The sequence below is a fragment of the Micromonospora sp. NPDC085948 genome (assembly GCF_040686315.1).
Taxonomy (GTDB): domain Bacteria; phylum Actinomycetota; class Actinomycetes; order Mycobacteriales; family Micromonosporaceae; genus Micromonospora.
Genome location: NZ_JBFBJW010000004.1, coordinates 502435 through 525295, shown reverse-complemented (window position 1 = coordinate 525295; position 22861 = coordinate 502435). Strand labels below are relative to the sequence as shown.

27 protein-coding genes and 1 tRNA gene are annotated in these 22861 nt (G+C 72.0%); 16 read left to right on the top strand and 12 right to left on the bottom strand.

Annotated elements, in window-relative coordinates:
• Nucleotides 1-161: 161 nt before the first annotated feature.
• Nucleotides 162-347, top strand: a complete 186-nt coding sequence (locus AB0O48_RS14960; protein ID WP_357243913.1) for a hypothetical protein — start codon at nucleotides 162-164, stop codon at nucleotides 345-347.
• A 136-nt stretch (nucleotides 348-483) separates the two neighbouring features.
• Here the strand turns inward: AB0O48_RS14960 and AB0O48_RS14955 are convergent, their stop codons facing one another.
• Nucleotides 484-1080 carry a TIGR03086 family metal-binding protein gene (locus AB0O48_RS14955; RefSeq protein WP_357243910.1) on the bottom strand — a complete coding sequence of 199 codons (597 nt, stop codon included), beginning with the start codon at nucleotides 1078-1080 and terminating at the stop codon, nucleotides 484-486.
• 31 nt (nucleotides 1081-1111) lie between these two features.
• On the opposite strand from AB0O48_RS14955, the gene AB0O48_RS14950 reads away from it, so the two are divergent.
• Entirely contained in the window at nucleotides 1112-1909 is a 798-nt protein-coding gene (locus tag AB0O48_RS14950; RefSeq protein ID WP_357571717.1) for an AraC family transcriptional regulator, read from the top strand.
• Nucleotides 1910-1980: 71 nt separating this feature from the next.
• Here AB0O48_RS14950 and AB0O48_RS14945 read toward each other — a convergent pair whose 3' ends face one another.
• From AB0O48_RS14945 to AB0O48_RS14920, 6 genes are read right to left on the bottom strand one after another with little or no spacing between them, the layout of a single operon-like run.
• A complete protein-coding gene (locus AB0O48_RS14945; protein ID WP_357243904.1) occupies nucleotides 1981-3519 on the bottom strand; it encodes a SpoIIE family protein phosphatase in 1539 nt (512 codons plus the stop codon).
• A 4-nt stretch (nucleotides 3520-3523) separates the two neighbouring features.
• Entirely contained in the window at nucleotides 3524-4882 is a 1359-nt protein-coding gene (locus AB0O48_RS14940) for a sensor histidine kinase (RefSeq protein WP_357243901.1), read from the bottom strand.
• Nucleotides 4879-5892 carry a SpoIIE family protein phosphatase gene (locus AB0O48_RS14935; RefSeq protein WP_357243898.1) on the bottom strand — a complete coding sequence of 338 codons (1014 nt, stop codon included), beginning with the start codon at nucleotides 5890-5892 and terminating at the stop codon, nucleotides 4879-4881. Before AB0O48_RS14935 ends, AB0O48_RS14940 begins: the two co-directional genes overlap by 4 nt.
• Nucleotides 5889-6308 (bottom strand): ATP-binding protein, encoded by a 420-nt coding sequence (locus tag AB0O48_RS14930; protein ID WP_357243895.1) that lies wholly within the window; start codon nucleotides 6306-6308, stop codon nucleotides 5889-5891. Before AB0O48_RS14930 ends, AB0O48_RS14935 begins: the two co-directional genes overlap by 4 nt.
• Complete coding sequence (locus AB0O48_RS14925) at nucleotides 6305-6715, bottom strand: STAS domain-containing protein (protein ID WP_357243892.1); 411 nt, start codon at nucleotides 6713-6715, stop codon at nucleotides 6305-6307. Before AB0O48_RS14925 ends, AB0O48_RS14930 begins: the two co-directional genes overlap by 4 nt.
• Nucleotides 6715-7578 carry an STAS domain-containing protein gene (locus AB0O48_RS14920; RefSeq protein WP_357571715.1) on the bottom strand — a complete coding sequence of 288 codons (864 nt, stop codon included), beginning with the start codon at nucleotides 7576-7578 and terminating at the stop codon, nucleotides 6715-6717. The genes AB0O48_RS14925 and AB0O48_RS14920 overlap by 1 nt, the downstream gene beginning before the upstream one ends.
• A gap of 163 nt (nucleotides 7579-7741) precedes the next feature.
• Between AB0O48_RS14920 and AB0O48_RS14915 the strand changes: the two genes are divergently transcribed.
• Complete coding sequence (locus tag AB0O48_RS14915) at nucleotides 7742-8098, top strand: STAS domain-containing protein (RefSeq protein WP_007454464.1); 357 nt, start codon at nucleotides 7742-7744, stop codon at nucleotides 8096-8098.
• Between the two features lie 13 nt (nucleotides 8099-8111).
• Here the strand turns inward: AB0O48_RS14915 and AB0O48_RS14910 are convergent, their stop codons facing one another.
• On the bottom strand, nucleotides 8112-9392 hold the full coding sequence (locus tag AB0O48_RS14910) for an MFS transporter (protein ID WP_365065803.1): 1281 nt from the start codon (nucleotides 9390-9392) through the stop codon (nucleotides 8112-8114).
• A gap of 86 nt (nucleotides 9393-9478) precedes the next feature.
• On the opposite strand from AB0O48_RS14910, the gene AB0O48_RS14905 reads away from it, so the two are divergent.
• From AB0O48_RS14905 to AB0O48_RS14890, 4 genes are all read left to right on the top strand, one after another.
• On the top strand, nucleotides 9479-10159 hold the full coding sequence (locus AB0O48_RS14905) for an FCD domain-containing protein (RefSeq protein WP_357244111.1): 681 nt from the start codon (nucleotides 9479-9481) through the stop codon (nucleotides 10157-10159).
• Between the two features lie 39 nt (nucleotides 10160-10198).
• Nucleotides 10199-10657 carry a large conductance mechanosensitive channel protein MscL gene (mscL, locus tag AB0O48_RS14900; protein ID WP_357243883.1) on the top strand — a complete coding sequence of 153 codons (459 nt, stop codon included), beginning with the start codon at nucleotides 10199-10201 and terminating at the stop codon, nucleotides 10655-10657.
• Nucleotides 10658-10739: 82 nt separating this feature from the next.
• A complete protein-coding gene (locus AB0O48_RS14895) occupies nucleotides 10740-10991 on the top strand; it encodes a hypothetical protein (protein ID WP_238678688.1) in 252 nt (83 codons plus the stop codon).
• 200 nt (nucleotides 10992-11191) lie between these two features.
• Complete coding sequence (locus tag AB0O48_RS14890) at nucleotides 11192-11563, top strand: hypothetical protein (RefSeq protein WP_357243880.1); 372 nt, start codon at nucleotides 11192-11194, stop codon at nucleotides 11561-11563.
• A gap of 67 nt (nucleotides 11564-11630) precedes the next feature.
• Here the strand turns inward: AB0O48_RS14890 and AB0O48_RS14885 are convergent, their stop codons facing one another.
• Nucleotides 11631-12896, bottom strand: coding sequence for a benzoate/H(+) symporter BenE family transporter (locus AB0O48_RS14885; RefSeq protein WP_357243877.1), 1266 nt, complete (start codon nucleotides 12894-12896; stop codon nucleotides 11631-11633).
• Between the two features lie 56 nt (nucleotides 12897-12952).
• Between AB0O48_RS14885 and AB0O48_RS14880 the strand changes: the two genes are divergently transcribed.
• From AB0O48_RS14880 to AB0O48_RS14845, 8 genes are all read left to right on the top strand, one after another.
• On the top strand, nucleotides 12953-13519 hold the full coding sequence (locus AB0O48_RS14880) for an XRE family transcriptional regulator (protein ID WP_357243874.1): 567 nt from the start codon (nucleotides 12953-12955) through the stop codon (nucleotides 13517-13519).
• Nucleotides 13520-13633: 114 nt separating this feature from the next.
• On the top strand, nucleotides 13634-14353 hold the full coding sequence (locus AB0O48_RS14875; RefSeq protein ID WP_357243871.1) for a protein phosphatase 2C domain-containing protein: 720 nt from the start codon (nucleotides 13634-13636) through the stop codon (nucleotides 14351-14353).
• Between the two features lie 103 nt (nucleotides 14354-14456).
• Nucleotides 14457-14795, top strand: a complete 339-nt coding sequence (locus AB0O48_RS14870; RefSeq protein WP_179781709.1) for a PadR family transcriptional regulator — start codon at nucleotides 14457-14459, stop codon at nucleotides 14793-14795.
• Nucleotides 14792-15637 carry an ATP-binding cassette domain-containing protein gene (locus AB0O48_RS14865; protein WP_357243867.1) on the top strand — a complete coding sequence of 282 codons (846 nt, stop codon included), beginning with the start codon at nucleotides 14792-14794 and terminating at the stop codon, nucleotides 15635-15637. Before AB0O48_RS14870 ends, AB0O48_RS14865 begins: the two co-directional genes overlap by 4 nt.
• Nucleotides 15634-16326: a hypothetical protein gene (locus tag AB0O48_RS14860; protein WP_357243864.1), complete on the top strand. Its 693-nt coding sequence runs from the start codon at nucleotides 15634-15636 to the stop codon at nucleotides 16324-16326. The genes AB0O48_RS14865 and AB0O48_RS14860 overlap by 4 nt, the downstream gene beginning before the upstream one ends.
• A 59-nt stretch (nucleotides 16327-16385) precedes the next feature.
• Nucleotides 16386-17576: a GNAT family N-acetyltransferase gene (locus AB0O48_RS14855; protein ID WP_365065793.1), complete on the top strand. Its 1191-nt coding sequence runs from the start codon at nucleotides 16386-16388 to the stop codon at nucleotides 17574-17576.
• 54 nt (nucleotides 17577-17630) lie between these two features.
• Complete coding sequence (locus AB0O48_RS14850) at nucleotides 17631-18380, top strand: ZIP family zinc transporter (protein ID WP_357571711.1); 750 nt, start codon at nucleotides 17631-17633, stop codon at nucleotides 18378-18380.
• An 86-nt stretch (nucleotides 18381-18466) separates the two neighbouring features.
• Nucleotides 18467-19666, top strand: a complete 1200-nt coding sequence (locus AB0O48_RS14845; protein WP_357571752.1) for a hypothetical protein — start codon at nucleotides 18467-18469, stop codon at nucleotides 19664-19666.
• A gap of 9 nt (nucleotides 19667-19675) precedes the next feature.
• On the opposite strand, the gene AB0O48_RS14840 is transcribed toward AB0O48_RS14845, so the two are convergent.
• A complete protein-coding gene (locus tag AB0O48_RS14840; RefSeq protein WP_357571710.1) occupies nucleotides 19676-20758 on the bottom strand; it encodes an NAD-dependent epimerase/dehydratase family protein in 1083 nt (360 codons plus the stop codon).
• Between the two features lie 404 nt (nucleotides 20759-21162).
• Here AB0O48_RS14840 and AB0O48_RS14835 point away from each other — a divergent pair, with 404 nt between their 5' ends.
• Nucleotides 21163-21663 carry a cupin domain-containing protein gene (locus AB0O48_RS14835; RefSeq protein ID WP_357571709.1) on the top strand — a complete coding sequence of 167 codons (501 nt, stop codon included), beginning with the start codon at nucleotides 21163-21165 and terminating at the stop codon, nucleotides 21661-21663.
• Between the two features lie 124 nt (nucleotides 21664-21787).
• Here the strand turns inward: AB0O48_RS14835 and AB0O48_RS14830 are convergent.
• Nucleotides 21788-21862, bottom strand: a tRNA-Lys gene (locus tag AB0O48_RS14830).
• 123 nt (nucleotides 21863-21985) lie between these two features.
• The gene (locus AB0O48_RS14825; protein ID WP_357243724.1) at nucleotides 21986-22618 is read right to left on the bottom strand and encodes a DUF3995 domain-containing protein; all 633 of its coding nucleotides are present in this window, start codon (nucleotides 22616-22618) and stop codon (nucleotides 21986-21988) included.
• Nucleotides 22619-22861: the final 243 nt, after the last annotated feature.

The following is a 22861-nucleotide window of genomic DNA, read 5'->3' as shown; positions in this document are numbered from 1 at the left end:
TACGCACGATAAGCGCTCGATCGTGGAAGTAGTCCCCTCGGCGGCTCGGGGAGACCACTACTTCCGCGATCGAGCGCGATCAGGAATGGATCACGTGTCTGTGAACGCCGCGCGACCTGGCCTTTCCGCTCGGGGCGGATGTCGCGGCCTAGACTTCCGGGGTGACCGGGACCACGGATGGTGACGGCGGCCCTGCCGAGGACGTCCGCCGGCCGAGCTTCGCCGCGATGGCGCGGGACCGCCGGGTCTGGTTGATCCTCGCGGTGGTCGCCGGCCTCCTGGTCTGCTGCTGCTCGGCTGTGGTCGGCACGCTGATCGCACTCTCCTCTGGACTACTCACCGCCTGACCGCGCCAACCGCGCGGCAACTCAGGCCCCTTCCGCCTTCCGCCCGTTGATCATGGAGTTATCGCCACGACACGCCGCGCGGACGCGCAATAACCTCATGATCGACCGGGGTGGATGGGGCCGGCGGGGGGTGGGGTTACGGGGTGGGGGGCCAGGTGGGGGTGCGGCCGGTTTGGGTCAGGAGGCGGGCCAGGTCGGGGGGCGGGGCCTGGGCGGTGGCTGGGGTCGCGACCGGGGTGGGCGGTGGGTCGGCGAAGACGCCCATCTTGCGGGCCGTCGGGCCCAACTGCTCGACCAGTCCGTGCAGCTCGGCCACCGCCTCCGGGGCCGGCTGGTACGGCTGACCGGTGGCGACGGCGAGGTCCCAACCGTGCACGGTCAGGTCCAGCAGAGCCATACCGCCGATGACGGTCTGCGGCAGGCCCATGCCCGGCGACACACCCTCCAGGGTCGACGGGTCCGACCAGGCTCCGATCAACTTGTCGGTCTCCGTCTTGAACCGGTCCCGCCAGCCGTCGGTCAGGTGGTCGGGCTTGTCGGCCCATTCCACCTGCCGCTTGGTGGCCAGGTCCTGAAAGTTGACCACCACCTCGAACAGGTGGTTGAGGAGATCGCGGACCAGGTAGTCGCGGCACGGGGTGGGCAGATCGAACTGGTCGTCGGCGATGCCGCGCACCACCGCGACGGTTCGCGGCGCGGCAGCCGCCAGCAGGTCGCTAGTCTGAGTGGTCATAGGGCCAGCGTATGAGGGTGGTCTTGAATAAATGCGACACCGACCGCGTGGCGACAGCCGGGGGATCCTCGACCCCGGGCGCATGCTGCGCGAGGTGCGGTTCCGTCGACGCCTGCCGGTAGAGTCGCTCCGCCCCTGGGTGGAGCACTACTGGCTGATCGACTGGGCGTTGAGCGCACCGTTCGAGCAGCGTGTCGTGCCACATCCGGCGGTGAACGTGGTGTTCCGGCGGGACGATGAAACACCCGAGTGCGGCGAGGTGGCCGGGGTGGGCCGCGACCTGTTCCGGATCACGCTCACCGGCACCGGCCGGGTGTGCGGGGTGCAGTTCCGCCCGGGTGGGTTCCACCCGTTCTGGCGTCGGCCGGTCAGCGAACTGACCGGCCGCCGGGTGCCGCTGCCCGCTGGCCGGCTGGCGGTACCCCACGACGGGGTGTGCGCCGCCACCGACGACGAGCGCTGCCGCGCGTTGGACGCCCTGCTCACCGCCTGGGACCCGGAGCCGGACCCGATGGCCGAGGAGGCCGTCCGGCTGGCCGAGGCGATCCGCGCCGACCGGACCGTGCTGCGGGTCGGCGACTTCGCCGCGCGGCACGACCTTCCGGTTCGCCGGTTGCAGCGACTCTTCATGGAGCACGTAGGGGTCGGGCCGAAGTGGGTGATCCGCCGCTACCGACTCCAGGAGGCCGTCGAACAGGCCGTCGGCGGTCCGCTGAGCTGGGCGGATCTCGCCGCCGACCTCGGCTACAGCGATCAGGCTCACCTGGTCCGGGACTTCACCGCCGTGGCCGGGGTGTCCCCCGCCGCGTACGCCCGCTCGGTGCACTGAAGCCGGCACCGCCGGGCAGCCGGCACCGCCGGGAAGCCGGCCCGCGCGCAGGACAGCCAGCCCGCGCAGGCTCAGCGGCGGCGCAGGACGACCACGGCGACGTCGTCCTGGATCTCCGGTGGGGCCAACTCGACAAGCAGCCGGGCGCAGAACCGGTCCAGGTCGTCGTCGACGGTGGCGGCGACCGCGGCCAGCGCGGCCATCCCCTCGTCGATCGTGGCGTCCCGCCGCTCGATCAGCCCGTCGGTGTAGAACACCAGCGTGGCACCGGCCGGCAGCACGAATTCCAGGTCGGCCGGGCGAGGCGCGCGGACGCCGAGCAGCGGCGCGGAGTGCTGCACGAACTCGACCTTGCCCCCCATGTTGAGCACCGGCGGAAGATGCCCGGCGCTGGCCAGCCGGACCCGCCCGGTCGGCGGGTGCAGCAGCAGTACGCAGAGCGTGGCGATCTCGTTGGGCAGCAGTGTCCGCATCAGCTCGTTGACCCGGTGCAGGATCTCGCCGGGCTGGTGCCCCTCCACGGCGTACGCCCGCACCGCGTGTCGCAGCTCGGCCATGACGGTCGCCGCGTGCAGCGAGTGGCCGGCCACGTCGCCGATCGCCAGCAGCAGGTGCCCGTCGAGCATCACCAGTTCGTAGAAGTCGCCGCCCACCTCGGTCTGCGCGCTGGCCGGCTCGTAGCGCACGGCGAGGTCCAGGCCGGCGACCGTGGGCAGCCCGCGCGGGAGCAGGCTGCGTTGGAGGGTGACCGCGATCCGGTGCTCCTCGTCGAAGGAGCGCTGCCCCTCCACGGCCGCCGCCACCGCCTGGGCCAACTGCTTGAGCACCGGCGTCCGAGCGGTCTGGGTGGCGGTCGGGACCACCACGTACAGCGGGGCGCGGTCCTCGCGCAGTCGGGCGGCGGCGATCGTCACCGTGTCGTCCGCCGGCCAGTCGACAAGCGCCCAGTTCGCCGGGGGTTCCACCCGAACGGTGGCACCGGTCGGCACTCCGGTGTCGTCGACGACCCACGGCACCACCTCGGCTGAGGCGTCGGGACCGGCGCAGATCCCCGCGAGGCAGTCCCCGTCGAACGTCTCGGCGATCACCGCCGCCGGGCTCTTGAAGATCTGGGCGGCTCCCTCCGCGGCGGCCTCCAGCAGGCGTGCGAAGGTCGGCGCGGCGTGCACCGCAACTGTCGTGTCGGCCAGCCCGAGCAGGCGCTCGGCGAGCAGTTCGGCGCGCTGCCGGGCCTGGTAGTAGCGCAGCACCGCCCGTGTGGTGGCGATCAGCTCTTCCGGCTCGATCGGCTCGGTCAGGTACGCGTCCGCGCCCCGGGTCAGCCCCTGCGCTCGGTCGGCCACGTCGACGGCGTGCGCCGACACGTGGATGACCGGCATCGCCGGGTGCCGCGCCTTGATCTGTTCGCAGACCTCGTAGCCGCTCAGGTCGGGCAGCCGGACGTCGAGGACGACCAGGTCGATCCGGTCCACCTCGACCCGCGCCAACGCCTCGGCGCCGTTCTCGGCTTCGAGCACGGTGAAACCGGCCCGCGTCAGCCAGCTGACCAGCAGGTAACGCTTGGTACGACTGTCGTCGACGACCAGGATGGTTGCCGGCATGCCGTCCATGCTCTCACTCCCCGCCGATGGGCAGGGAGACGGTGAATGTGCTGCCCCGGCCCGGCACGCTGGCCAGCTCCAGCGTCCCGCCGAGCAGTGTCACCAACCGCCGGGCGTACGGCAGGCCGAGGCCGGTGCCGCCGACCCGGGTGGCGCCCGGCACCTGGTAGAACTCCTCGAAGATCCGGTCGTGCAGCTCGGCGGCGATGCCGGGGCCGGTGTCGCTGACCTCGAAGTTCCACCGGTCGCCGTGCTGGCGGGCCCGCAGTCGCACCTCGCCGCGCTCGGTGAACTTCAACCCGTTGTGCAGCAGGTTGCGCAGCACCTGGCCGAGCAGCACCTCGTCGGTGCGCAGCATGGCCGGCGCGGCCGGCTCCTCCACCACCAACTCCACCCCCGGGCGGGTGGCCAGGGCGCGCAGTGTGCCGCGCAGTTGACCGAAGACCGGACGCAGGTCGACGTCCGCCCAGTCCGGTTCGATCCGGCCGGACTCCGCCTTGGCGAGGTCCAACAACTCGTTGACCAGGTTGAGCAGGTCCGCCGCCGACGAGCGGATCAGGTCGACCTGGCGGCCCTGCTCGTCGGTGAGCGGGTCGGAGGCGGAGTCGGTGAGCAGCCGCCCCAACCCGATGATCGCGGTGACCGGGGCGCGCAGCTCGTGGCTGACGTTCGCCAGGAACCGGCTCTTCGACTCGCTCGCCGCGCGCAGTTGCGCCGACTTCTCGTCCAGCTCGGCGTAGAGGGCGACGACGCCCCGGTTGGTCTCCTCCAACTCCTCGGTGAGCTGGTTGTAGAGCGCCAGCACACCCCGGTTGGTCTCGGCCAGCTCCTCGTTCAGCACGGCCAACTCGTCGCGCTGACTGCGCACCTCGTCGAGCGCGGCGATGAGCTGCCCGTTCTGCACGGTCAACTCGTCCAGCGCGCTGGCCGGCGCGGTACGGCCGAGCTCCGTGCGGAACTCGGCGAGCCGCTCCGGTGTGGGCGTCGGCGCGTTGGCCGGAACTCGTCGGGACATCCGTACGACCGTAACCCCCTCGACTGTCGACACGCTCAGTGTGTCGACCAGGCGGGACACCGCGCCGGACTGGGGCTGGTAGTCACCGTTCGGGAGCGCGGTCACCGGGGCCAGGTCGGCGCGCAGGTGGAACCGGCCGTCCGCGCCCTCGTCGACGTGGAAGGCGACGTCCGCACCGCCGGTCGTGCGCAGCAGATCCCGGGCCACCTCGCTGAGCGCGGTGGCGATCCGCACCTGGTCCTGACGTTCGAGGCCGACCACCGCGGCCACCTCACGGCCCCGCTGACGGATCACGAAGATGTCCTGCTCGACCCGCAGCGCCATCTGCAGCAAGGGCAGCGCCGGCTCGCCGGTCATGCCCAGGACCTCGCGACCAGTACGCAGGCGTCATCACGTCGTACACCAGCGTCGCGCAGGAGGGTCGCGGCCATAACCAGCGGGGACCGCTCCGCCAGACCTGGGTAGTCGGCCAACCGCCAGCGGTCGACCACTCCGTCGCTGTGCATCACCAGTCGGGCGCCCGGAGCGAACGGGTAGTCGTACTCCCGGATTGTCGGCCGCTGGTGGCCGGCGATGCCGGGCAGTGACACCAGCCCGCGGCGCTGACCGTCACCCTCGACGACCACGCCGGCGATGTTACCCAGCCCCGCGTAGCGCAGCATGCCGGCCGCCGGCTCCAGCTCGGCGACCGCGAGCGCGGCGCCCCGGGTGTGCGACATGCTGCGGTGCAGGTGACCCACCACCGCCGCCGGTGGCCCGGCCGGGGCGTTCCGGAACGCGGCGAGCGCCGCTTCGGTGGCGGCGGCGGCCAGCGGGCCGTGCCCCAGGCCGTCGCTGACCAGCACCTGATGCCGTCCGTCAACGATCCGGACGGCGTATCCGTCGCCGCTGACCGTCTCGCCGGTCAGCGGTCGGGTGAGGGCGCCGGTCCAGGACGGCAGCGCCGGCTCCGCCGGCCAGACCTGCACGGCGAGGACGGTGCCCCGGCCCGGCAACGAGTATCCGTCGAACCAGCTGGCCTGCCGGACGATGGCGCCCAGACCGATGCCGAGCGTGCCGGTGGTGGAGTGTCCGTCCTGCGAGGAGACGGTCAGGTCGGCCATGCCGGGGCCGGAGTCGATGGCGATCAACTCCACGCCGGCCTCTCCGGCCCCGCGTACCGGTCGGAGCAGCAGGACGCCGTCGTCGGCGTGTTTGACCAGGTTGCTGGTCAGCTCGGCGGCGACGATGGCCAGGTCGGCGATGCGTACCGCACTCATCTCCACCTGCGCGCCGAGGCGTTCGGCGGCGCGCCGCACGGCGCTCGCCGCGCTGCTGGCCTCCACCCGGAACCAGATGCCGCTGTCGGTGACCAGATCGGCGTTCACCGGGACCACTTGGTGACCGTGATCCGCGTGCCAGTCTCCGGGGACGTCTCGATCTCGAATTCGTCGACGAGTCGGCGGGACCCGCTGAGCCCGAGGCCCATGCCGCCGCCGGTGGTGTAGCCGTCGGTGAGGGCCATGTCCAGGTCCGGGATACCCGGCCCGGAATCGGCGAAGACGATCCGCACGCCCCTGCGCCGGCCGTTCTCCACGGTTGTCACCTCGACCGAGCCGCCGCCGCCGTACACCAGGGTGTTGCGGGCCAGCTCGCTCGCCGCGGTGACCACCTTGGTCTGGTCGACCAGGGACAGCTTGACGGCCACCGCCACGGCGCGGACCAACTGCCGGACGCGCACCACGTCCTCGTCGCTGCGGACCGCCTGTGCCTGCGGCTGGCCCAGGTCGATGCCCGCGGTCACGTCGTGGCCGTCTCGGCGTCCGAATCGTCGTCGAGCTGGTGGTCGAGCTCGTCGGCGTGAGCCGCCGCGATCAACTCCATGCCGCGCTCGACGTTCAGCGCGGTACGGATGCCGTTCAGCGACAGCCCCAGTTCGACAAGGGTGATGGCGACGGCGGGACGCATCCCGACCACCACCGTTTCCGCGTCGAGCACCTTGGAGATCGACGCGATGGTGGAGAGCATCCGCCCGACGAAGGAGTCGACGATGTCCAGCGCGGTGATGTCGATGATGACGCCGTGGCAGCCGGTGTCGACGATCCGCTCGGCGAGATCCTCCTGAAGCTGGACCGCCGTCTGGTCCGACATGTCCAGCTGGATGGAGACGAGCAGGATGTCGCCGATCTTGAGAATCGGCACCCGCTCCATCAGACGCCCCGGCGTGGCTGCTGACGGCGGGCGGTCTCCACCCCGTTGAGGCGCAGCACGTGACGCAGCGCGTCGGCGAGGCTCGCCTTGGTGGCGATGTCGCCGAACTCGATGCCGAGCGCCACGATGGTCTGCGCGATCTGCGGACGGATGCCGGAGATGATGCAGTCGGCGCCCATCAGCCGGGCGGCCACCACGGTCTTCAGGATGTGCTGGGCGACCTGGGTGTCCACCGCCGGGACGCCGGTGATGTCGATGATCGCGTACGGGGAGCCGGTGTCGACGAGCGTCTGCAACAGCCGCTCCATCACGACCTGGGCCCGGGCCGAGTCGAGGGTGCCGACCAGCGGGACGGCCACCACGCCCTCCCACAGCTTGACCACCGGCGTGGAGAGTTCGAGCAGTTGCTCGGCCTGATCGGCGATCAGGCTCTCCCGGGTGCGGACGAAGCTCTCGAAGGTGAACAGGCCCATCTCGTCGACAAGCCTCGAGAAGGCGACGTAGTCGTGCAGCGCGTTGGCGCCGCCGGCCTCCTGCACCAGCTCGGCCAGCACGTCCTTGAGCGCGAAGATGCTGACCGTGGTCTCGGTGGCGGAGAAGCCCTGCCGGGCCCGGCCACGGGACAACTCGGAGAGCGCGGCGCGCAACTCGGCGGCACTGTCGGCGGACAGGTCGAGGTCGCCCTGCTCGCCGGCGGCGACGAGGACGCGATGCAGGTCCTGGACCTGCCGACGCAACTCGGCCTGGCTCAGCCGTCCCCGCAACGAACTGGTGACGATCTCGGTCCACCGAGACGTGACCCGTTCGGCCTGCCCGCTGAGCAGCGCGGCGAGCCGACCACTTTCTTCGGTGCTCAACGCCATTTGGAACCCCCTTGACCTGGACCGGGCGGACTCTATCACCGGGGCCTGATCAACTACTTGCCCCTCAGCAACGGAATGACGACGGCCATCGGGTCCCGGCTCCCGTTCTGCGTACGACCCCGGTCGTGGGATACCGTTCCCCCGATAACAGGAGGTCTGGCAAATGTCCTTGACGGTGCACACGGAACAGCGCGGCGACGTGGTCGTCGTGTCGGTCGCGGGCGAGCTGGACATGGCCACCGCACCGCAGTTGCAGGACCAGATCACCGACCTGCTCGACAAGGGTCGCAACCGGCTGGTGTTCGACCTGGCGGACGTCTCGTTCTGCGACTCGACGGGTCTGTCGGTCTTCGTCCGCGCCAAGAACAGCTGCGACGAGGCCGGCGGCGTGGTGCGTCTGGCCGCCCCGCAGCGGGGTGTGCTGCGCATCCTCGAGGTGAGCGGGCTGGTCGAGGTGCTGCACACCTACCCGACGGTGGACGAGGCAGTCGCCGGCGAACCGACGCCGGCCTCCTCCTGAGCTCTGCCGTTCGTCACTCGTCCTCGACGTAGCGGGGACGAGCGATCGCCATACCCGCCGCCGTCTGCACGGCGAGCGCGCCCAGCAGGAACCCGAGCGGCGCGGTCCAGCCGCCGGTGACCTCGTAGAGGATGCCGACCATCAGCGGGCCGAGGGCCGCGATCACGTACCCGGTGCTCTGCGCGAACGCGGAGAGCGCGACCGTCCCCTCGGCGGTGCGGGCGCGTAGACCGATGGCGGTCAGGATCATCGGGAACGCGCCCTGGCCGATCGCCAGGAGGGCGACCCAGAGCAGCGCGGCACCGCGCGGGGCGAACGCCAACCCCAGGTAGGCGAGCGCCGACGCGGTGGTCAGCCCGAGCACCAACGGACGCAGGCTGCCGAGTCGACCGGCCAGGGTGGGCATCAGCAGCGCGATCGGCACACCGAGCGCGGTCACCCCGGCGAGCAGCAGTCCGGCCGACTCCGGCTGGTAGCCGGCGTCGCGGAACAACTGGGCCAGCCAGCCCATGATCGCGTACCCGCTGAGCGACTGTGCCCCGAAGTAGACGGCCATCGCCCAGCCGAGCCGGGTCCGGGCCGGCCGGACCCGCACCGGCGCGGCGACGGCCGCCGTCGGGGTCGAGCGCCGCGCGCCCGCCCGGGTCCGCAGCGCCAGTGGCACCCACGGAAGTACGGCCACCGCGGCCATCGCGGCCCAGACGCCCAGCCCCGCGCGCCACGAGCCGAAGGCGTGCGCGATCGGCACCGCGGAGGCCGCGGCCACCGTCGTGCCGAGGGTCAACGCCATCGTGTACGCCCCGGTGACCAGCCCGGTCCGGTGCGGGAAGTGTTGCTTGACCAGCATCGGCAGCAGGATGTTGGCGACCGCGATGCCGGCCAGCGCCAGAGCGCTGGTGAGCACGAAGATCCAGGCCGAGTCGGTGGTGGCCCGGAGCACCTGACCGGCGGCGAGGGCGAACATGGCGACCACCAGCACCCGGGCCGGTGCCACCCGGCGGACCAGCCACGGGGTGAGCGCGCCGAGCCCGGCGAACGCGATGGTCGGCAGGGTGGTGACCAGACCAGCCATGGTGCCGGAGAGCCCCAGCCCGTCGCGGACCTCGTCGAGCAGGGCGCCGAGGCTGGTCACCACGGCGCGCAGGTTGAGCGCGACCAGCAGCATCCCGACCAGTACGAGCGCGCCACCGGTCGCCGGGTGCGTCCGTCGGCCCGCGCCGGGGTCACCCGTCGAGGGTGGGTCGACGAGGACGGGAGCGGGAGGCGCCGGAGCTGCGGTGGGTGGCGGGGTCATGACCGCTAACCTACAATCATGGGATGAATTATGGGCCGGTGCTGTAACCAGTGCCACCGTCTGGCGATTCCCCCTCCGCACCGCAGGTGCCGCCCCGCGACCAGCCCGCCGTGCCGCCTCGCGGCCACCGGGTCCGGCAGACCATCGAGCAGCTCCGCGCCCGGATCCTCGGCGGCGAGTGGCCCGTCGGCGGGCGCATCCCCACCGAGCCGCAGCTCGTCGCCGCGCTGGGCGTGGGGCGCAACACCGTTCGGGAGGCCGTCCGAGCCCTGGTGCACGCCGGGGTGCTGGAGTGCCGGCAGGGCTCCGGCACCTACGTGGTGTCCACCGACGAGCTGGCGCCGGTGGTCGCCCGCCACCTCAGTGACGACCGGATGACCGAGGTCATCGAGGTGCGGCGCGCCTTCGAGGTGGAGGCCGCCCGGCTCGCCGCGCTGCGACGTACCCCGGAGGACCTGGCGGCGCTCGACGGCGTGCTCGCCGAACGCGAGGCCGCCTGGCGCGGCGGCCGGGTCGACGCGTTCGTCGAGGCCGACGCGGCCCTGCACGTCGCGGTGGTCGCCGCCGCGCACAACGCCATGCTCGCCGAGCTGTACGCCTCGGTCGGCACCGCCCTGCGCAGCACGGTCGCCCAGGCGATGGGGGGCGCGCTCACGTCCGAGCGCTACGTCGACCACACCCGGTTGGTCGAGGCGATCCGGGCCGGCGATCCGGGCCGGGCGGCGATCGAAGCCGGCGCTTTTCTGGAACCCGCCGAACGGGCATAGGTTGTGCCCGACAGAAAAGCGGACACCTCGGGAGTACGAATGCTCAAGGGCTTCAAAGACTTCATCATGCGCGGCAACGTCGTCGACCTGGCGGTCGGCATCGTCATCGGCGCCGCGTTCACCGGCGTCGTCACCCAACTCACCAAGTCGTTCCTCGAACCACTGATCAAGGCAATCGGTGGGGGCAGCGGCCTCACCGCCGGCAAGTGGACGCTCAACGGACAGGTCTTCGACTGGGCGGCCTTCATCAACGCCCTGATCACGTTCGTGCTGACGGCTGCGGTGCTCTACTTCTTCGTGGTGTTCCCCATGAACAAGCTGGCCGAGCGTCGGCAGCGGGGCGAGGAGCCGCCGCCGGCGGCACCGAGCGAGGAGGTCAAGCTGCTCACCGAGATCCGGGACGCGCTGGTCTCCGCCGGCCACACCACCCCCGGTCAGCAGCGCGGGGCGCTGGACGACGTGCTGGGCCGCCGCCCGGAGCCGCCGACGCAGCGCTGACACCGAACGGATGCACATCGGCCCCTGCGGGATTCCCGCAGGGGCCGCACCTTCTCGTACGTGTGTTCGATAGAGTCCCGCCATGGAGCAGCGTAAGCACTGGTGGAACGGGAAATGGGGGCGGCTGGCCCGACGGGACGTCTTCCTCCGGGTGGACGCCGACCGGTGGCACGTCGAGCAGCGGGCCGGCGGGGCCGAGGGCATCTCCCGGTTCTACGAGTACGGCAGTGCGGACGAGGCAGAGGACACCGTCCGGGCGCTTCTCGACGGTCCGGACACCTGGCGGGAGCTGTCCCCCCGCCCGCCCGGCGGCTGGACCCTCCCGAACGGCTGAGCACCTCCGACCTGTCGCCTCTCGCCATCGGCGCCGGACCTGTCGTCTGCGAGCCGCTGCTCTGGGACAAGGGTGCCGGCCCACGCCGAGGTTGCGGCTGCGCGTCGGGTCGGCGGCGGGCGGGCCGACCGGCGCGCGCGGGGCGGGCAGCGGGCGGGTGACGGCGTTTAGCGGCGTACCGCCCCGGGAACCGCAATGGGATGGACCAGCAGGACGAGCAGCAGGCGACCATCGCGCGGATCACCACCGGGATGCCGGTGATCGACTCAGCCGGCACCGAGGTCGGGACCGTGGACCTCGTCCAGCGGGGTGACCCGAACGCGGTGACCGTCCAGACACCGAATGCCGACCCGGGCAGCAGCCTGGACGAGCTGATCGAGGCGACCGCGGTCGAGGAGCCGGATGTTCCCGCCGATCTGGCGGCGCGGCTGCTGCACAGCGGTTACCTGAAGGTCTCGACCGAGCTGACCCGCACGGGCGCGGTCTACGTACCGGCCGACCGGATCGGGTCGGTGGCCGACGGCCGGGTCCTCCTCGCCGTGGGCGTGGCCGACCTGCCGCCCGAGGAGTGACCCCACCGCTCTGATCGACTCGGGTTCACGGAAATCGGTGCGTCCGGAGCCTCCGGACCGCCCGACTTCAGGACACCCGAGTGGATCTTCCCGGCACGGCGGGGGCCGGCTGGTCCGACGCGCTGAGGGCCGGCTGGTCCGGCGCGGCGGGGGCCGGCTGGTCCGGCGCGGGCGGCGCGGGTGGGCGGCGGTGGAAGAGCAGCAGCATCAGGCAGCCCGCGATCAGACCCCAGAACGCCCCGCCCACGCCGATCAGGGTGACCCCGGAGGCGGTCACCACGAAGGTGACCACGGCGGCCTCCCGGGTCGCCGGGTCGGTCACCGCCGCGGCGAGCGCGGTGGCGAGGGCACCCAGTAGGGCCAGCCCGGCGACCGCCTCGATGAGGATCGGCGGGGCGACCGCGACCAGCGCGGTCGCCACGCCAGCGCCCAGACCGAGCAGGGCCAGGCCGGCACCGGCGGTGACCGAGGCGACCCATCGTCGCTCCGGGTCCGGATGGGCGTCCGGGCCGGCGGCCAGCGCGGCGGTGATCGCCGCGAGGTTCACCGCGTGCCCGCCGGCCGGTGCGGCGAGCAGGCTGGCCAGGCCGGTGGCCCGCAGCGCGGCGCCGAACGGCGGCCGGTAGCCGTAGCCGACCAGCACCGCCATGCCGGGCACGTTCTGCGCGGCCATGGTGACCAGGAACAGCGGTAGGGCGAGGCCGACAAGCGCGGACGCGTCCCAGGCCGGCACGGTCACGGTGATCGACGGGGCCAGCGAGGCACCGGTCAGGCCGGTCGGCGGCGCGGTGAGCGCGATCGCGACCACCGCCACCAGCAACGCGCCGGGCACCGCCCAGCGGCGGGCGAACCGGTGCAGCAGCAGCCAGCCGACCACCACCGGACCCGCCACCACCGGCAGTTCCACGAGTGCGCGGACCGGGGCGGTGCACAACGGGAGCAGCACCCCGGCGAGCATCGCGCCGGCCACCGGCTTGGGGATGGCGGCCACCGCACGGCCGAGTGGCGGAAACAGCCCGGCCGCCACGACCAGCACACCGGAGACGAGGAAGGCGCCCACCGCGACCGGCCAACCGCCCGGCGGTGCTCCGGTGGCCACCAGCAGCGCCGCGCCCGGTGTGGACCAGGCCACGCTCATCGGTATCCGGTGCCGCCAGCCCAGCCAGGCGGCGGAGAGCCCGCACGCCACGCAGAGGGCGAGCAGGCCGGAGGCGGCCTGCGCGTCCGACGCGCCGGCCGCGCGGAGCCCGGCCAGCACGACGGTGAACGAGCTGGCGAAGCCGACCAGGGCGGTCACCACGCCGGCCAACACCGGTTGGACGCGTCCGGCCATGCCACCCTCCCGGGGTGTTCCGTTTACGGAACGACAGTGTGTAGCACGATAGCCGGGTGCCGCAGCCACCACCAGCCCGCCGTCCGGGCCTCGACGTGGATCCCGCCGTCGTCGGCCGCCGGGTCCGTGCCCTGCGCGAGGAGCGGGGAATCTCACTGTCCACACTGGCCCGGCTCGCCGGCGTCGGAAAGGCCACCCTCTCCGGCCTGGAGCGCGGCACCCGCAACCCGACCCTGGAGACGCTCTGGGCGGTCACCGCGCAACTCGGCGTACCGTTCACCGCCCTGCTGGCCGAGCCGACCGCCGGGGCCGGCCCCACCGCGCAGGGCACCGCGGTCACCGCCACCCTGCTGGAGGTGTTCGCGGACACCGACGCGACCTACGAGCTGTACCGGATGCGGGTCGCGCCCGGCCCGGCGCAACTCTCCCCCGCCCACCAGCCGGGGGTCACCGAGCACATCACCGTCTTCGCCGGGGTGCTGCGCGCCGGCCCGGCCGACGCGCCGCTGACCGCGCCGGCCGGCGGTCACCTCCGCTGGGTGTCCGACGTGCCACACAGCTACGCGGCGGTGGGTGACGAGGAGGTCGCCGCCAGCCTCCTGCTGCGCTACCCGCGGCACTGAGGCCCGGCCGACCGGTCACGCTCCGTCGGGTCCGTCGACGAAAATCGCAATCATTTCTCGACGCACGCAGGAGCCGTAGAGACGAAGGCGGGGTGTTCTTGGCAAGCTTGACCCATGACGCTGATCCTCCGCTCGGTCATCCTCAACGACATCGGCCTGGTCCGCACCAACAACGAGGACTCCGCCCTCGCCGGTGACCGCCTGATCGCCGTCGCCGACGGCATGGGCGGGCTGCCCGCGGGCGAGGTGGCGAGCGAGATCGTGATCCGGATCCTGGACGAGCTGGCCCCGCCCACAGATCCCGACGGTGCCGCCGACGCCCTGCGTGCCGTGGTCAGCACCGCCAACCAGCGCATCCACGCCGCCATCACCGTCGACCCGAGCCGCGACGGGATGGGCACCACGCTCACCGCGGCGCTGCTGGCCGGCGAGACGCTGGTCCTGGCCCAGGTCGGCGACTCCCGCTGCTACCTCTTGCGCGACGGCGAACTGACCCAGCTCACCCGGGACGACACGTTCGTCCAGGCCCTGGTCGACCAGGGCACCCTCGCCCCGGAGCAGGCCCGCCACCACCCACAGCGGTCCCTGGTGACCCGGGCCGTGCAGGGTGCCGACACCCCACCCGCGATCGGGGTGCTCACCGTGACCCCCGGCGACCGGCTGCTGCTGTGCAGCGATGGGCTCTCCGACTACGTCGAGGACGACGCCATCGCGGCGGCGCTGGGCATGTACGCGGACCGCCAGCAGTGTGGTGAGCAGTTGGTGAAGCTCGCCCACCACGCCGGCGCACCGGACAACGTGACGGTCGTGGTCTCCGACGTCGTCGCCCGCTGACCGGCACGGCTCCCCCGGCGGCTCGCCCGAACCAACCGGTTCGGGTTCCGCCGGCCGCAGTAGGTGGTTGTGCCATCTAGGTTGCGCCGCTACTGTCCGACGCGTGGATTCCGACCGGCGCGGGCAGTGGCTGCGGGGGGTGCTCGACATCTGCGTGCTGGCCCTGCTGTCCGACCGCGAGTCCTACGGCTACCAGCTCGCCCAGGCGCTCGACGCCGCGGGCGTCGGGCCCATCCAGGGCGGCACGCTCTATCCCGTGCTGCTGCGCCTACAGAAGACCGGCCTGGTGACCGCCCAGTGGCGGGAGGGCAGCGCCGGGCCGGCCCGTAAGTACTACCGGCTCACCGACGACGGGTACGCGGCACTCCGCGCGGGCGGCAGCGCCTGGCTCACCTTCGTCCAGCCGGTGAACGACATCGTCACGAAGGGGGTCACCCGGTGAACGCCGACGATTGGCTGCGCACGCTCACCGCCGAGCTGCACCAGCGCCGGGTCGCGGCGGACGCCGCCCGGCACGTGGTCGCCGAGGCGGCCACGCACCTGCGCGAGGGTGGTGGCGACCCCTGGGTCGTCTTCGGTCCACCCCAGCAGTACGCGGGCGCGGTCGTGGAGAGCATCGGCACCGCGCCCGGACCGCGTCCCGGGCCGGTCCGGCTGCACGCGGAGGGCATCACCAAGCGGTACGGGCGCCGAACGGTGCTGCGCGACGCCACACTCACCGTCCGGGCCGGACAGATCGCCGCCGTCGTCGGCGCGAACGGCTGCGGCAAGAGCACCTTCCTGCGGATCTGCGCCGGGCTGATGTCACCCGACGCCGGTGCGGTGACCGTCTCCGGGCGGCTCGGCTACTGCCCACAGTCCGGCGGCACCGCCGACTTTCTGCTCGCCGACGAGCACTTCGTGCTGGTCGGCGCAGGTCAGGGCGTGGCCCGAGGGCCGGCCCGCCGGGCCGGTCGGGCGGCGGCTCGGCAGCTCGGTTGGGAGGCGGGCGGGGACGTGCAGGCCCGCCACCTGTCCGGCGGCACCCGGCAGAAGCTCAACCTGACCATGTCCACCCTCAGCGCCCCGGACGTGCTGCTGCTCGACGAGCCGTACCAGGGCTTCGACCAGGGCACCTACGTCAACTTCTGGGACCAGCTCAGCCGACTGCGCGACGCCGGCGCGGCGATCGTCGTGGTGACCCACCTGCTCAACCACCTCGACCGGGTGGACATCGTGCTCGACCTGACCCCGGCACAGGTGACCGGGTGGCAGGCGCCCACTGTCCAGGGAGGCCACCGGTGAACCGGCTCGTCGTCGTCGCCGAGATGACCCTGCGGGAGTTGCTGCGGCGTCGGGGCGTACTCCTGTTGTTGTTGTTGATGCCGTTGACCTTCTACCTGATCCGGCGGGACGCCTACCTCGGGCAGTCGGTCCGGTCGCTGCTTCTCGGCGTCGGTTGGGCGGTGAGCACCGCCGCGCTGTTCGCCACCACCGCGGCTCGGGAGCTGGAGCCGAGACTGCGACTGGCCGGTTACCGTCCACACCACCTCTACCTCGGCCGGGTGCTCGGCCTGTGGACGGTGGGGCTGATCATCTCCGTACCGTTCTTCCTGCTCCCCATGATCGACGGCGCGGACCTGCGGTACGGCGGCCTGGCCGCCGCGCTGCTCTGCTCCGTCGCGGTGGCGGCGCCGTTCGGGATGCTGATCGGCGCGCTGCTGCCCCGCGAGATGGAGGGGACGCTGCTGCTGCTCACCGTGGTCACGGTGCAGATGTTGATCGACCCGGCCGGCTCCGGGGCGAAGTTGACGCCGTTCTGGTCGACCCGGGAGATCGCCACCTGGGCGGTGGACCACACCGACCAGGGTTACCTCTCCCGTGGTGTGCTGCACGGGCTCGTCGTCACCGCCCTGCTGGTCGTCGGTGTGGCCGCCGTGGTCAGCGTCCGCCTGCGTCGCCGCCGACACCTGCGGCACCTCCCGGTCGGATGACCGGCGTGGATACCGCCAATCCGGTTGCTCCGACCAGCACGGCAGGTTGAGATGGGCGGATGACCATCCGCCGAGTGACCGCCGACGAGCGTCTCACCACCAGCTTCCCGCTGGCCGCGTACGCCTTCGAGTCGTCGCCGCTTGGTGCCGCCCGGACCGAGGAGTTCCGCGACTACCTGGCCTACAACCAGGGCAACCGGACTTTGATCACCGAGGAGGACGGCGTCACCCTGGCCGCCGCCTCGTCCATCCCGATGCGACAGAACCTGCGCGGGGCGGTGTTGCCGATGGCGGGCGTCGCCGGGGTCGCCACCCACCCGTTGGCCCGCCGGCAGGGGCACGTGCGGGCGCTGCTGCACCAACTCCTCGACGAGGTACGCGACGAGGGGCACTCCCTCAGCGCGCTCTACCCGTTCCGGCCCAGCTTCTACGCCCGGTTCGGCTACGTCGGGTTACCCAAGGCGCGCAGGGCCACCTTCGCCCCAGCCCACCTGGGCTCGCTGCTGCGCGCGGACCTGCCCGGTGAGGTGAGTTGGGAACGCATCGGCGTCGGCTATCCGGCGTGGCGCGCGTTCACCGAGCGCTGCCTGCGGGAGCGGCACGGTTTCGCGCTCTTCCCGGACTACCGGGCGGACGGGATGCGCGACCGGGACGAGTACTGGCTGCTCACCGCCCGCGTCGACGGTGAGGTCACCGGCGCGGTGACCTACCGGATCGACGAGCACGGCGGCACACTGCACGGCAACGAGCTGCTGGTCAGCGATCCGCTCGCGCGCATGTTGCTGTTGCAGTTCTTCGCCCGGCACGTCGACCAGGTCGAGCGGATCACCGTCCAGGTTCCGCCGGACGAGCTGCCCGAGCTGTGGTTGACCGACCTGGACGTGCACGTCGAGGCACGGACAGCCGTGCCGGGTTCGTCCGCCCCGATGGCCCGGCTGTTGTCGCTTGACGCGTTGCGCGGGCTGCCGGCCGGCCCCGGTCGGGTGCGGGTCGAGCTGACCGGGGACCGCTGGCTGGCCGGCACCCATCTGCTGGACGGCACCAGCGGCGCCCTGGAGCTGACCGCCGACACCGCCGGCCGCGCGCCGTCCGCCACCCTCACGGCGGCCGGGCTCTCCGCCCTGGCGTACGGGGTGCTGGATCCTGCCGAGCTGCCGTTGCGGGACCTGGGTGTGGTGCCGGTGGACGCCGCCGCGGAGCTGCGCAGCATCTTCCCGCGCCGGGTGCCGTACGTCTTCGCCGACTTCTGAGCCTTCCTCACAACCGGGTTTGTCGCCCCGGCGAGCGTGGGTACCGTCCCGCGAATGCCGGAGTGGTTACAGGCGGGTGGGTGGGGGCTGCTGGCCGGATCGGCGCTGCTGGTCGGGGCGGCGGTCGGTTGGTTCGCCCGGGTGCCGCAGCGCGTCATCGCGTCGATCATGGCGTTCGGGGCGGGGGTGCTGCTCTCCGCCGTGTCGTTCGAGCTGATCGCCGAGGCACACGCGCAGGGCGGGCTGCTGCCCACCGCGCTCGGCGCGGGCGGCGGTGCGCTTGTCTACACCCTGGCCAACCTGGCCCTCGCCCGGCACGGCGCGCGGCACCGGAAGCGCTCCGGCGACCAGCAGCCCTCCGAGGGCGAGCAGCCCGGCTCGGGGTCGGCGATCGCGGTGGGCGCGCTGCTGGACGGCGTACCAGAATCCGTGGTGATCGGCGCGAGCCTGCTCGGCGGTGGCACGGTCAGCCTGGTCACGGTGGCGGCGGTCTTCCTCAGCAACGTTCCGGAGGGGCTGTCCAGCGCGGCCGGCATGCGCCAGGCCGGCCGGTCCCGGCGGTACGTCTTCCTGCTCTGGGTCGGGATCGCCCTGATCAGCGGGGTGGCCGCACTGCTCGGCAACACGTTGCTGGGCGGTGCGCCGCCGGAGGTGCTGGCCGGAATCACGGCGCTGGCGGCCGGGGCGATCCTCGCCATGATCACCGACACCATGGTCCCGGAGGCGTTCGAGAACGCCCACCTGCTTGTCGGTCTCATCACGGTCGCCGGTTTCCTGACCGCGTTCGCTCTCTCCCACGCCTGACCGCCGGCCCCGCCTTAACCAGGCATTAATCCCGCACGGTGGATTCGTCGCGACGCCGGTGCGACTCCTAGCATCACCTGGTGCGCATGATGTCGCTTGCCGCTCTGCTCGTCCTCGGTGTCGCCACCGCGACCCTGCCCGCCTGCGCGCCCACCGAGCCGGCCCCCGCCTTCGAACCCGGCGCGTCCGCCTCGCCGGTGGCCACGCCAACCACGGCCCCGACCCAGGCACCGCAGACCCGCGACGGTCTCGGCGGCCCAGGGGCCAGCGCGAGCCCGAAACCCGCCGCGAAGGTGCTCGCGGCCGGCAACCCGAACGGCAGGGCCACCGTGCCGGCCGAGGCACGGGCGGTGGACACCTCGAAGCCGACCCGGACCATCGGCACCGGCACCCCGGCGAGCTGCACCTCCGCGGCGGTCGTGAAGGCCGTCGCTGCCGGCGGTGTCATCACGTTCAACTGCGGACCCGCCCCGGTGACGATCAAGATGACCGCCACCGCGAAGGTCCGCAACGCCAACGGGCCGAAGATCGTGCTGGACGGCGGCGGCAAGGTCACCCTGAGCGGCCAGGGGCAACGCCGCATCCTCTATATGAACACCTGCGACGAGGCCCAGGGCTTCACCACCTCGCACTGCCAGAACCAGGACCACCCGCAGCTCACCGTGCAGAACCTCACCTTCGCCGACGGCAACTCCACAGGCGAGAAGGCCGAGGGCGGCGGCGGTGGGGCGATCTTCGTTCGCGGCGGGCGGTTCAAGGTGGTCAACTCGCGCTTCGTCCGCAACCGCTGCGACCGCACCGGCCCCGACCTGGGCGGCGCGGCCATCCGGGTGCTCAGCCAGTTCGAGAACAAGCCGGTGTACGTCGTGAGCAGCACCTTCGGCGGCGCGTCCGGCCAGGGTGGCTCCTGCTCGAACGGGGGCGCGTTGAGCAGCATCGGCGTCTCCTGGGTGGTGCTGAACAGCGTGCTCAGCCACAACGAGGCGATCGGCAGCGGCGCCAACCCGGCCAAGTCCGGCACGCCCGGCGGCGGCAGCGGCGGCGCGATCTACTGCGACGGCAACGAGTTCACCGTACGGATCGCCGGCACGATCATCGAGAACAACAAGGCCAACGAGGGCGGCGGCGCGGTCTTCTTCGTCAGCAACAACCGCACGGGCACGATGAGGATCGAAAGCTCGACCCTGCGCCGCAATCCCAGCGGACAGTTCGAGACCCGAGGCTTTCCCGGCATCTTCTTCCTGGGCGCCCAGAACCCCACGGTGACCAACTCCAAGCTCTCCTGACCGAGGGGGTCAGTAGGGGTTCCCCTCGCCGGGCGGGCGGGCGTGCAGGAGAGCGGCGGGGCGGCCGGGCAGGTCCCGTGCGCCGGACATCGGTGGGCTCGGCGTGTGGTCGCCGTCGGCCATCCCGGCGAAGAGTTCCTTGAGCGCCGTCAGCGCACTGATCTTGGGCTGCCAGCCCAGCTCGGTCTCCGCGCGCTCGCTGGACATCAGCGGGGCGTTCAGACCCAGCTCCACCCAGCCCGCGTCCACCGGTTGCAGGCGCGCCCGCCAGGTCAGCGCCGCCGCTGCCCGCAGCACCGGCGCGGCGACCGGCACCGTCCAACCGTGGAAGTGCCGGGCCACCAGCTCCGGGGTGAGCACCGGGTCCGCGGCGACGTTGAAAGCGCCGCGCACATCACTCATGACCGCCCGGGCGTACGCGTCGGCCACGTCGTCGGCGTGCACCGCCTGCATCCGCAACCGGCGGTTCGTCGGGACCAGCGGGATCCGGCCGAACCGCAACAGCCGCACCGGCGCCAGCGGGCCGAGAAAGTAGCGGGTGATCTCCGCACCGGCGGCCCGCTGGAAGATCAGCCCGGGTCGCATCCGCACCACCCGCAACGTCGGGTGATCACGCTCGATCCGGTTCAGCACCGCCTCCACCTCGGCCTTGTGCTCGCTGTACGACGAGCCGGGCACCCCGGTGGCCGGCCACCGCTCACTGATCGGGTGGTCCTTCGGACCCGGGGCGTAGGTGCCGACCGACGAGGCGTACACCAACGCCGGCACACCGGCCCGGATCACCGCGTCGAACACCGCCTGGCTGCCCTCGACGTTGGTCCGCCGCAGCACCCGCTGATCGTGGCTGGGCTGGATCTGCCAGGCCAGGTGCACCACCGCGTCCGCACCCGCGAACACCTCGGCGAGCTGCTCCGCCGCGCCCGGCGCACCAATGTCGCAGGAGTGCCATTGGACCTGGTCGTACGGCTCACCGGCATCCGGGCCGGGCAACCGCCGGACCACCCCGGCCAGTTCCACGTCCCGCTCCTGGCGCAGACGCCGCAGCACCGCCGTACCGACATTGCCGCTCGCACCCACCACCACGATCCGCATGCTCGACCCCGTACCCGCCCAGCGGCCGCTCAATCGCCCACGCCGCCCGTGCGGACGGCCGCGCGGGCGACGAGCTCCCGATCCGCGCCTCGCCGGCGGCCCCGCGGCTTGATCCACGGCCCCACGCGGTTTGATCCACGGCCCCACGCGGCTTGATCCACTCGGCTTCCGGAAAGTCGCGGTGTCACCGCGGGCAGGACAGCCCGGTTTCCGGCATCCCGAGTCGATCAAGGGCGAGCGCTACCCCGCCGACGCGTCGCTCGCCGCACTGGACCGGAAAGCACGCGAGGTGGCGCTGCTCTCCACGAGGATCAGACGAGCAGCTGCCGACCTACCTCCGGAGGACGCGCCGTCGCCACGCCGATCGAACCAACCGTCCGCACACACCCCAGGAGACGACGACGATGATTCCCGACGACGATCCCACCCGCTCGCTGACCGTGGCGAACCCCGACGATCCCGACACGACCTACATCTCCCTGGTGGGCAACACCTACGGCATGTTGATCACGGGCGAGCAGACCAACGGCGCGTACTGCCTGATCGACATGCGCATCCCCGACGGCGGCGGCCCGCCGCCGCACCGGCACGACTTCGAGGAGATGTTCACGATCCTCGAGGGCGAGATCGAGTTCACCTTCCGCGGCGAGAAGCACGTCGTGCGGGCCGGCTCCACGATCAACATCCCGGCCAACGCGCCGCACAACTTCCGCAACACCTCCGGCGCGCCGGCCCACATGCTCTGTATGTGCACCCCGGCCGGGCAGGACGAGTACTTCACCCGCATCGGCGACGTCGTCGCGGGCAAGGACGGACCGCCGCCGCAGCTCTCACCGGACGAACTCGCCGAACGCCGCCGCCGCTCCGTCGAGCTGGCCTCGGCCTACCGCAGCGAGTTCCTGTGACCAGCCAACCGCCGGCGCTCTGACGATATCGAGCCGGGAAGCAGCCGTCGTACTGACTGCGGAAGGGGTCCGAGCCGCCTGTGCGCGGCTGGGACCCCTCGCTGGACGGCCTGCGCCTTCCCCGTGGTAGGCCGCCTGGGACTCGAACCCAGAACCTAAGGATTAAAAGTCCTCAGCTCTGCCATTGAGCTAACGGCCCTCTGCGCCTCAGGCTACCCGACCACCTGTGCCCGGGTTGATGTCCGCCCCCGCCCTGACGAGCGATGCTGATCTACGCCCGCCACGACTCTTGAGAGGTGCTGATCGGCGGCTGAGGTTAGGCCTACTCGCTGCCGGACGCCAGCCAGGTGACGATGAACGGCGCGGCGGCAGCCACCAGACCGCCGAAGAAGGCGACCACACTGGCGGCGACCCCGATCCGGCGTCGCCACGAGCGTCGGTCCGAAGTCCACCGCAGGTAGGCGAGCGCCGCAGCACCGAACAGAACTCCTCCGAGCATGAACCAGGGACCCCAGAACATCGCGTACCAGCGGAGTTCGGTGGTCATCGTCTCGCCCTTGATCAGGGCGCTCAGTCCGAAGCCGACGAACGTGCCGCCGTGCGCCAGCAGCAGAGCAGAGGCGCCCGAGCTGGGTACGAGCAGCAGCCAGTTCGGCACCCGCCGCTTCGCCACCACCGGCACCCACTGCGGAAACACCAGGCCGAACGGACGCACGAGCGCCAGACCCAGAACGACGCCGAACAGCTCCAGCACCACTGTCATCCACAGAGCCGCGAAGAGCATCCGGTCGCCCTGCGCGTGCAGGTCCTTGATCCCCTCGGAGAGGGTCGCGAGTCCGACGCTGCCGCCGAGGGCCCAGTAGATGCCGCGGATGGCGAACAGCAGTGCCCAGATCGCGGCGGCGTAACCCGCCCAGACCGGTCTACGGCGAGTAGGAGTCTCAGTGCCAGCCATCAACTGAGTCATCGACCAGGTACCGACCTTCCGTCCGCGCTTTCATCCTCGTGGCTCCGACAACGGGCAGCACGATCGATCACCGCAGATGCGCTCATCGTGATTCGATCACCGAGCATACGGAGAACGTCACTCATCGTGGTGCCGGTCGATCCGCTCCACCGCCAGCAGGGCGGCGACCTGTCGGACCGGTCTCTCATGACCGGTCGGCGGCCGGGGCCGAGGTCTCGGCAGCCCGCGTCT

Excerpts from the sequence above, each read along its gene's own strand:
- AB0O48_RS14910 (WP_365065803.1), bottom strand. The coding sequence starts at position 9,392 with ATGACCCCGCCACCCACCGCAGCTCCGGCGCCTCCCGCTCCCGTCCTC.
- AB0O48_RS14825 (WP_357243724.1), bottom strand. The coding sequence starts at position 22,618 with ATGGCTGGCACTGAGACTCCTACTCGCCGTAGACCGGTCTGGGCGGGT.
- AB0O48_RS14950 (WP_357571717.1), top strand. The coding sequence starts at position 1,112 with ATGCGACACCGACCGCGTGGCGACAGCCGGGGGATCCTCGACCCCGGG.
- AB0O48_RS14890 (WP_357243880.1), top strand. The coding sequence starts at position 11,192 with ATGGACCAGCAGGACGAGCAGCAGGCGACCATCGCGCGGATCACCACC.
- AB0O48_RS14940 (WP_357243901.1), bottom strand. The coding sequence starts at position 4,882 with ATGACCGGCGAGCCGGCGCTGCCCTTGCTGCAGATGGCGCTGCGGGTC.
- AB0O48_RS14845 (WP_357571752.1), top strand. The coding sequence starts at position 18,467 with ATGATGTCGCTTGCCGCTCTGCTCGTCCTCGGTGTCGCCACCGCGACC.
- AB0O48_RS14915 (WP_007454464.1), top strand. The coding sequence starts at position 7,742 with ATGTCCTTGACGGTGCACACGGAACAGCGCGGCGACGTGGTCGTCGTG.
- mscL (WP_357243883.1), top strand. The coding sequence starts at position 10,199 with ATGCTCAAGGGCTTCAAAGACTTCATCATGCGCGGCAACGTCGTCGAC.
- AB0O48_RS14875 (WP_357243871.1), top strand. The coding sequence starts at position 13,634 with ATGACGCTGATCCTCCGCTCGGTCATCCTCAACGACATCGGCCTGGTC.
- AB0O48_RS14885 (WP_357243877.1), bottom strand. The coding sequence starts at position 12,896 with ATGGCCGGACGCGTCCAACCGGTGTTGGCCGGCGTGGTGACCGCCCTG.
- AB0O48_RS14850 (WP_357571711.1), top strand. The coding sequence starts at position 17,631 with ATGCCGGAGTGGTTACAGGCGGGTGGGTGGGGGCTGCTGGCCGGATCG.
- AB0O48_RS14835 (WP_357571709.1), top strand. The coding sequence starts at position 21,163 with ATGATTCCCGACGACGATCCCACCCGCTCGCTGACCGTGGCGAACCCC.
- AB0O48_RS14855 (WP_365065793.1), top strand. The coding sequence starts at position 16,386 with ATGACCATCCGCCGAGTGACCGCCGACGAGCGTCTCACCACCAGCTTC.
- AB0O48_RS14945 (WP_357243904.1), bottom strand. The coding sequence starts at position 3,519 with ATGGACGGCATGCCGGCAACCATCCTGGTCGTCGACGACAGTCGTACC.
- AB0O48_RS14840 (WP_357571710.1), bottom strand. The coding sequence starts at position 20,758 with ATGCGGATCGTGGTGGTGGGTGCGAGCGGCAATGTCGGTACGGCGGTG.
- AB0O48_RS14895 (WP_238678688.1), top strand. The coding sequence starts at position 10,740 with ATGGAGCAGCGTAAGCACTGGTGGAACGGGAAATGGGGGCGGCTGGCC.
- AB0O48_RS14920 (WP_357571715.1), bottom strand. The coding sequence starts at position 7,578 with ATGGCGTTGAGCACCGAAGAAAGTGGTCGGCTCGCCGCGCTGCTCAGC.
- AB0O48_RS14955 (WP_357243910.1), bottom strand. The coding sequence starts at position 1,080 with ATGACCACTCAGACTAGCGACCTGCTGGCGGCTGCCGCGCCGCGAACC.
- AB0O48_RS14925 (WP_357243892.1), bottom strand. The coding sequence starts at position 6,715 with ATGGAGCGGGTGCCGATTCTCAAGATCGGCGACATCCTGCTCGTCTCC.